The following is a 7229-nucleotide window of genomic DNA, read 5'->3' as shown; positions in this document are numbered from 1 at the left end:
GAGGGCTCCGCAAATCACGAAGCCTCCCATGAATCATATTCGCACCCCAAACGCACCACACGTTAACCCGAAGCGATTGCCCTGGGGGCTGAATGTGTAGCGCTTGACGCCGGCGGGCACGATGCCCTCGGTGTAAGGCGCCAGCACGCAGCGGGCGCTGACAACCTTGTCGGTCTTTTCCAGGAAGAGGCGCAGCAATGCGGCGTCGGCGGTTTCGTCAGGCTGGATATCGAACACCTCGACAAGCGGCTCGGCGGCGCCGCCATCGCTGTATTTGATGGCAAGCGCATTGCCGGCGAATTCGAAATGGATCTGGCGGAAGCCGAAGTCGCAGCGCTGCGCCCAGGCGGCCAGCCCGACAGTCTTGTCAGCCAGTTTTTCCCAGACGCATTTGTCGATCGGCGGGCGCGATGGCGCTGGCTCGGCCGCCGCGGCGGATATCGTCGCGGATGCAAGCAGGGCGCAGGTCAAGCTGATCGATTTCATGGAGCTATTCATCGCTGCATCCTGTCAAGGTGAAGGCGTCCCACGCCGAGCCGTCGGGATTGGCGTTGGCGAAATCGGCCCATTCGGTAAAAGCTACGCCGAAATCAGGCAAAAGCAGCCCTTTCGGCGCGGGTGTCGCTTCGCGCGAATTCAGCTGCTCGGCGCCGCCGCCGGTCAGGGCGTAGACTTGGCCATCCCATATCCTGCACAGCCCGCTGCCATCCTGCAGGCCCGCTTCGCGGTCGTCGTCGGTGCAAATGTGGCGGATGGTGCCGAGCGGGAATGAATTCTTGCCGTTGGTCCAGGTGATGTCGGCCGACAGGCTTGTGTCGGTGTTCGGCACGGTCAGCGAAAACACCTGCGCCGTCAGCGCCGCCGGCTCGTTGTCGAGCGGCCGAAATTGCATGACGGCGCCCGAGCGCGGTTCCCGATAGGTGGCGTGGCTCAGCAGACAGTCCTTGGCGTTAACCGCCTGCATCGGGCCAAGCAGGCCCAGAAAAACGAAGGCCAGTATGCGGGTTGTCATCAGATGTCTCTGGGAAAGCGTTGCCTGGATACTGGCCCGCACAGTCGCATCATCCGGGCAAAAGCATAAGCGAAATCCGGCACGGCTGCGTTTATCCGCTCCAGGACGAAACATAACCCTTGATCCCCAACAGTCTGTATGGTCGAGCGCATCGGCGATGGAGAAAAACCGGTGATGCAGCGTTTGGTGATGACGATGGCGATGTCCGCATTCGCGGGCGGCACGGCACTGGCCGCGGCGCCCTATGTCGGGACATGGTCGAGCGACAGGTTGAACTGCCACGCGGCCGCCGACGTCCAGCGCGAGACCGTCTTTACCGTGGAACAGACCGCGCTGTCGCTTCCCGAATTCGGCTGCGAGCACGCGACATTTCGCAAAAACCCGACGGGCTGGGTGGTGCAGGCAAACCAATGCTACGGCTCTGACCCGTCGCTCGAGGAGCCGTTCACGCGTATCATTCATATCGTGAGACATGGCGCCACGCTGCGGTTCACCTGGCCCGGCTTCGACAGCGGCCCCCTCGTCCGCTGCTGACGGCATGACGGCGCCGCCTCAGAACAGCCCGACCAGAAAGGCGGCGCCGCCGAGCAAGCCAGCAGAACACACCCATAGCATCCAGAGCCCGCGCACCCGGCATTCGAGCACCGCCGAGCCGGGATTGGCGGGGTCATAGTGCACGTCGACCTTGCTGCCCTCGACATACTGCCGTGCCTGACCGCCGACGAGGCCGGGCAGCGAAGCCGTCACGGTGGCGCCAAAGGTCACGCGATCGGCGCTGTAGCGCTGACCGGAGACGCCATAGGAGTAAACGATACGGGATTTGAAGACGGTCCGCCGGTGTCGATAGCCTTCATGGGTTCGCAGCGCCTGCAGGCCCGATGTATCGATGCGGCCGACGGCGACCGGCCATTTTGCCGCCTGCTCGGCCATCGATTTCTGGGCGAAGCCCATGCGCAGGGCAAACAGGCCCATGAACAGCAGCAGCGCCGCCGCACCGAGGTTCTGCGGCTTGGGCAAATGCGGGCCGATCGCCTCCAGCACACCGCCGACGGAAAACACCAGCGCCACCGCGCCGATCACCAGCCCCGCCGAAAGCTGGACCATGAACTTGAAGGCGCCTTCCGGCATGGTGCGCTCGATGACGGCTTTGCCCGGAGCCGCCGGATCATAGAACACTGTCACCTGAGCGCCCTTGGGAAACCGCGCAAGCGTCTCCGTGACTTCGAAATTTCCAAGATTCTCCTGCACGCTGTAGCGCGAACTTTGAAATGTCTTGCCGCCAACCTTGTACTCGAAGGTGATGGCCGGGAAATTGCGCATCTCGGTGGAATCGCTGCTATCCGAGCCGCTGCCAGAGCTGTGGACCTCGCGTGCCTCGACGCGCGAGGAGATGATCTTTCCCGGCGCCGGTAGCCAGCGGCTGAGCGCCTGCACCTCGCGCCATTTCAAGAAGGTGATGAGCGACAGCCCGGCGGCGACCGCGCAGGCAAAACCGACCAGCAGAAGTTTTAGCTCCAACTCGTCTCCCCCAGGAGTGCAGGAACCTGCACATAGACAGCAAGGCGGCAGCAATGTCTTGTCTATTCGCGAAACCTCCCCCTCGGAATTGGAAACGACTGTCTTCCGTTGATCTGGATCAACGCACATTCACCGCGTGTGCTGTCTTCTCGATATCAATCGAAGGGAGAACCAACGTGTCGACTTACGACCTCATGATCACCGCTGCGGTCTTGACCTATTTCGGATCATTCTCCGCAGTCCTGGCCTATGTCACCTTCGATGAATCGCATCGCTGATAGGATGGGCATATGCGGCGATTGCTCATCGCGGCAGGCACCGGCGTTCAGCCGACGCGACAGTGGCCGTAGCAACGCAAACAGCACAGTCCGCGCGCGTTACGATGGCCTCACGGGCAGGCCATCCTTCGCCATCGCAGCCGGCGTGACCTTTGATCCCGGTCCCATCATCGCGGTCCAACAGAGCGAAGGATGCCGGACCTGATGGACTGCGTCAGTTGGCGTCGGCGACGGAAACCCGCCCGCCGGCCCAGGCACGCCACTGCCGCTCGTCGCCGTGGAAGACGTTGAGGTCGATTCGGCCGGTGACGCCATGCGACAGGCCGGAGCCGGAATACTGCCAGAACAGCCATTTGCGGTCGGGGTAGACCTTTGACGGGTGCCGCGCCACCGCCCGCACCCAAAACGGATAATCGAGAAAGGCGCCGCGCAGATTGTCGCGATAGAAATCGGGCGCGGTGTAGATGATGGGCCGCTGGCCGTAATAGCGCTCCAACCTGTCCATGAACACCTGCATCTTCTCAAGCACCTTTTCGCTCGAAGGCCGCCGCTTGCAGCTGGACTCGCCGTTCCACTCGACGTCGATCACCGGTGGCAGCGCGCCTTCGACCCTGGGCACGTTGCGGATGAACCAGTCGGCCTGCTCGCCCGCCGTGCGGCACCAGTAGAAGAAGTGATAGGCGCCGCGCTTCAGGCCGGCGGCGTCGGCATTGCGCCAGTTCCTGTTGAACATCGGATCGAGATGGTCGCCGCCGTCGGTCGCCTTGATGTAGGCGAAGTTGGCGCCCTGGGCGCGTAGCTTTTCCCAGTTGACGTTGCCTTGCCAGCGCGAGACATCGACGCCGTGCACGGCAAGGTGGCGGGGCGAAGCCTTGCCGAAATTGATCGGCTTGGCGTCGCGAAACCCATAGCGCGTGACGGGCCCGGCAAGCATCGGCGGTGCTGCGCGGCTCAGCAGCCTCGGCGGTGATACCAGGGCCGCCGGCTCGACCATCGGCTCGACGCTGTCCGACGGGTCAGGTGCTGAAAGTGCCACCGTCTCTTCTTCGGCCAGGCCGAAAGGCCGGGGGCTCTCGTCTACCGGCGCCGTTTCCGCCCGTGGCGCGCGTCTGGTCGCGGACGCAGGCACTGCCGCGATGGGTGCCGGCGGCCGTATCACCGAGCTGGTTGTTTCGCTCGATGGTTTCTGTAAATCCAAGCCATCGACGCCGGCCGTTGACGTACAGCCGGCAAGGCATAGCGATGCGATCAAGAAACTGATGGCGCCCGGAATCCGCATCTGGACCTGTACTCAAAACACAACAGACCGAGGGCGAAACGACAGCCAACGGACAAACCGGACCAGTTATGAATGAGAAATTACCAATAAAGTTTGAATCAATTTTTTTCACGTAGGCCAAACAGCGAAATCTGGCTCTCCGCGCAAGGGATCGACCGGCCTTGTGGGCAAAGCCGCTACGGCTTTCTGAATACCCCAATCATCGGCCCCAGATTCCAGTAGTCGTCATTGCGGCCGATGGCCGGCGCGAAGAGGCTTGATATCGTGCCGTCGAGGAACAGCGCATTGTCGCAGCCGAGCGCGTCGCGGAAAAGACGGGCGAAGGCATGGAAGGTTACCGTGCCGTTCGAAATCGCGAAGACCGCGACGCCATCCTTGCGCACCCCGACACCGTCACGGGTTTTTCGCGAGGTGCCGTCCGCCTGGAATTTAGGGTGCAGCTTGCCGTCGATCACCAGCATCGGCCCGGATTGGGTCGCATAGTCGACGGGCGGACGCTTTTTCACGAAGTCTTTGGTGGCGCGGACCGCCGCCTTGCCGTCGTGCATGTAGAAAATGCCATTCGGCTGCAGCGAAAAATTGCCGCTTCCCGACCCGGTCTTCACAGAAGCCATTTCCTGGCCCTGCTGGACATAGAGACCGACCGGCGCGAGGTTCGGATGATACATGCCGGCATTGATGCCAAACAGCATCGTGCGCCCGGCCGCCTGCTGCGAGGAACTGAGATTGTGCAGCGACTGAAATGGCTTGCCCGCCGGGTCCTTCCAGAACAATTCGACCTGATATCGTTTCGGATCGACCTCGCACACGAGATAGCTGGTCCCCTCGAAGGCGAAGTCCCGGCATGGCGGCAGCGAGGCAACCCACTGGCCAAACCCCATGCCGAGTGCCGCCACCGACGGCAGCGCGCTCTTGGCCAGCGCCAGCAGCGGCGGCACCGATTGCAGAAGGGTCAAAAAATCCATGCGCGTACCGGAATCCAGATTCGGGGTCCGGTACGGATATAGCCCGTTTCAAGCGAGACTGTGAAAGTGCCCTAAACGAGCCAGCCCATCGCGACGCCCAGCAGCAGGACGACGCCGAGCACGCCGCGATAGATGACGAACGGCCAGGCCGAAAAACGCTCCAGCACACGCATCAGGCCCCAAATGGCGAAGAAGGCGGAGATCGAGGCGACGACCAGCCCGACGGCAAGGACCGACCAGCCATGGGCGTCGAGATGGACCTTGTGCAGTTCCCAAAGCTCCTTGAGGCCGGCGAGCGCAATCGCGGGCAGCCCGAGCAGGAACGAGAAACGCGCCGCCTCGGCCCGCTTGAAGCCGAGCCCCAGTGCCGCGGTCAGGGTCGAACCTGAGCGAGACACGCCCGGAATCAGTGCGCCGATCTGGGCGATGCCGACAAGCAGCGCGTCAGCCAGCGAGGCTTCGTCCACAGTGCGCCGGTGGCGGGCAAGAATCTCGGCCAGCGCCAGCAGGATCGCCATGGCGATGCAGGCCCAGCCGATCACCGTCAGGCTACGCAGCGGCGAATTACAGGTATTGAGCAGGCCCGACAGCGCCACCCCGGCAATAACGATCGGGATCGTCGCCAGCACGATCCACAGCGCCAGCTTGAAATGCCGGTCAGCGAAATCGCGCCGCGCCAGGGCATCGAGCGAACCAAACAGGATGCCCCTGACGTCACCCCAGAAATAGCTGATCACCGCGGCAAGAGCCGCGAGTTGCATGGCGGCGGAGAAGGCGGAACCCGGATCCTGCCAGCCAAGCACAGCCGGCACGATGCGCATATGGGCGGTTGAGGAAATCGGCAGCAATTCGGTGATGCCTTGCACCACGCCAAGGATCGCCACCTTGGCATAGCCCAGGCCGACGAAGCCCGTGTCCAGGCCTTGAGTGCAGATGTCGACCAATGGCGAATTCCATGCATGAGAGATCGGCTGGTGCGGGCCGACCGGTCGAGGTCAATCCCCGGCAAGCCTTATAGTCATGGGCCAGATAATCAATTTACGGATTTGTAAGCTGGTGCGTCGGGGTGTGAGCGATTGAAAACCGGCCCAGCTTGGGCCGGCTTTACAGGAAAATCGCAAGGCGATTACGGGCAGAGCCAGAGTTTCTGGCATGCCCTGGCGATCACGTGCGCCGGCGGAACGACGGGCTCATCGACGGCAGGCCGGCGAACCCGTTCGAGCAGCATGCGCACCTGTTCGGGGCGCACACGATCGCGCTCCATTACAAGCAGGACCATCGGATCGCTCAAAAGCTCGTCCAGGGTGCTGATGCTGTCGTTCATCCGTCGTCTCCTCGAATGCCGTTACCCGCACCCCGTAAATAGGAAGACAAAGATGGCCCGCCAATGACGCTTTGCCGGCTATCTCGTGTTGATTTGGATTAAATTTTGTTCAGGGGATTCTTTCCTTTTCACACAAGAGGAGAAGGAAAAGCGTCAACCTGGCGGCGGGGCGCCTTCGTGCTGCGGCAGGCCGTCATCGAGCACCAGCCAGGGCTGCTTCGAGGCCGTGAAGATATGCATTTGCGGTTTGAAAACTGTGGGGTCGTCGAGTGAACCGGTGGTGATGCCGATGATGCCTGCGGAATCGCGACGGGAGAACATCGTCGTGCCGCAACTCGGGCAAAAGCCGCGCTTGAGGTCCGGCGAGGAGTTCATCGTCGCCAGCGGCCCGTCGACGGTCAAATCGTCGATGCGAAACAGCACGCGTGCGTTGAACGCGGCGCCGATCGCCTTCTGGCACACCCGGCAATGGCAGACGCGTTCGTTGATGGGAGCCGCGTCGGTGCGGTAGCGCACCGCCTTGCACAGGCATCCGCCTTCATATCTTGCCATCGCCCGGATCCGTTGCTGGGGAGAATAAGCCGCGAGCGTAGCGGCGGAGCCGATTGGGTCAATTCAAAAGCTTTGATACAAGGTCATCGATTATGGTGATGTGGGTGGGACTGAAGTCATGATGGCATCTTCGGTGGAGTAATCGCGGCTCTGGCGCATGAAAGCGCCGAGCGAAGCGATGGGCGCGTTTGCGCCAATCGCCGGGGCTCTCGACTTATTAGAGCGGAATGAATTGAGGCTGAATCGGCGTGGGATTCCCTTAGGCGTGCAAATCTGATTCAACCTTCATGCTGGGCAAGGA

At 62.1% G+C, this 7229-nt stretch carries 9 protein-coding genes; 1 reads left to right on the top strand and 8 read right to left on the bottom strand.

Annotation, left to right across the window (positions count from 1 at the left end; genetic code table 11):
* Positions 1-33 precede the first annotated feature (33 nt).
* The gene (locus NKI20_RS33130; protein WP_352838171.1) at positions 34-486 is read right to left on the bottom strand and encodes a hypothetical protein; all 453 of its coding nucleotides are present in this window, start codon (positions 484-486) and stop codon (positions 34-36) included.
* A 4-nt stretch (positions 487-490) separates the two neighbouring features.
* Positions 491-1012 carry a hypothetical protein gene (locus NKI20_RS33125; RefSeq protein WP_352838169.1) on the bottom strand — a complete coding sequence of 174 codons (522 nt, stop codon included), beginning with the start codon at positions 1010-1012 and terminating at the stop codon, positions 491-493.
* A 138-nt stretch (positions 1013-1150) separates the two neighbouring features.
* Between NKI20_RS33125 and NKI20_RS33120 the strand changes: the two genes are divergently transcribed.
* Entirely contained in the window at positions 1151-1546 is a 396-nt protein-coding gene (locus tag NKI20_RS33120; protein WP_352838167.1) for a hypothetical protein, read from the top strand.
* A gap of 18 nt (positions 1547-1564) precedes the next feature.
* On the opposite strand, the gene NKI20_RS33115 is transcribed toward NKI20_RS33120, so the two are convergent.
* The 6 genes from NKI20_RS33115 to NKI20_RS33090 all read right to left on the bottom strand — a co-directional run bounded on the left by NKI20_RS33115 (position 1565) and on the right by NKI20_RS33090 (position 6928).
* Entirely contained in the window at positions 1565-2530 is a 966-nt protein-coding gene (locus NKI20_RS33115; RefSeq protein ID WP_352838165.1) for a DUF3592 domain-containing protein, read from the bottom strand.
* A gap of 492 nt (positions 2531-3022) precedes the next feature.
* Positions 3023-4087: a glycoside hydrolase family 25 protein gene (locus NKI20_RS33110; RefSeq protein WP_352838163.1), complete on the bottom strand. Its 1065-nt coding sequence runs from the start codon at positions 4085-4087 to the stop codon at positions 3023-3025.
* 176 nt (positions 4088-4263) lie between these two features.
* Complete coding sequence (locus NKI20_RS33105) at positions 4264-5052, bottom strand: phosphodiester glycosidase family protein (RefSeq protein ID WP_352838161.1); 789 nt, start codon at positions 5050-5052, stop codon at positions 4264-4266.
* Positions 5053-5123: 71 nt separating this feature from the next.
* Entirely contained in the window at positions 5124-5996 is an 873-nt protein-coding gene (gene uppP / locus NKI20_RS33100) for an undecaprenyl-diphosphatase UppP (RefSeq protein ID WP_023759484.1), read from the bottom strand.
* Positions 5997-6178: 182 nt separating this feature from the next.
* Positions 6179-6376 (bottom strand): hypothetical protein, encoded by a 198-nt coding sequence (locus tag NKI20_RS33095; RefSeq protein WP_023759485.1) that lies wholly within the window; start codon positions 6374-6376, stop codon positions 6179-6181.
* 153 nt (positions 6377-6529) lie between these two features.
* Positions 6530-6928 (bottom strand): GFA family protein, encoded by a 399-nt coding sequence (locus NKI20_RS33090; protein WP_352838158.1) that lies wholly within the window; start codon positions 6926-6928, stop codon positions 6530-6532.
* Positions 6929-7229 lie beyond the last annotated feature (301 nt).

It is taken from the genome of Mesorhizobium sp. M0830 (genome assembly GCF_040319965.1).
GTDB lineage: Bacteria > Pseudomonadota > Alphaproteobacteria > Rhizobiales > Rhizobiaceae > Mesorhizobium.
Note: the sequence above shows the minus strand (reverse complement) of the source record. Positions and strands in the feature narration are given on the sequence as shown.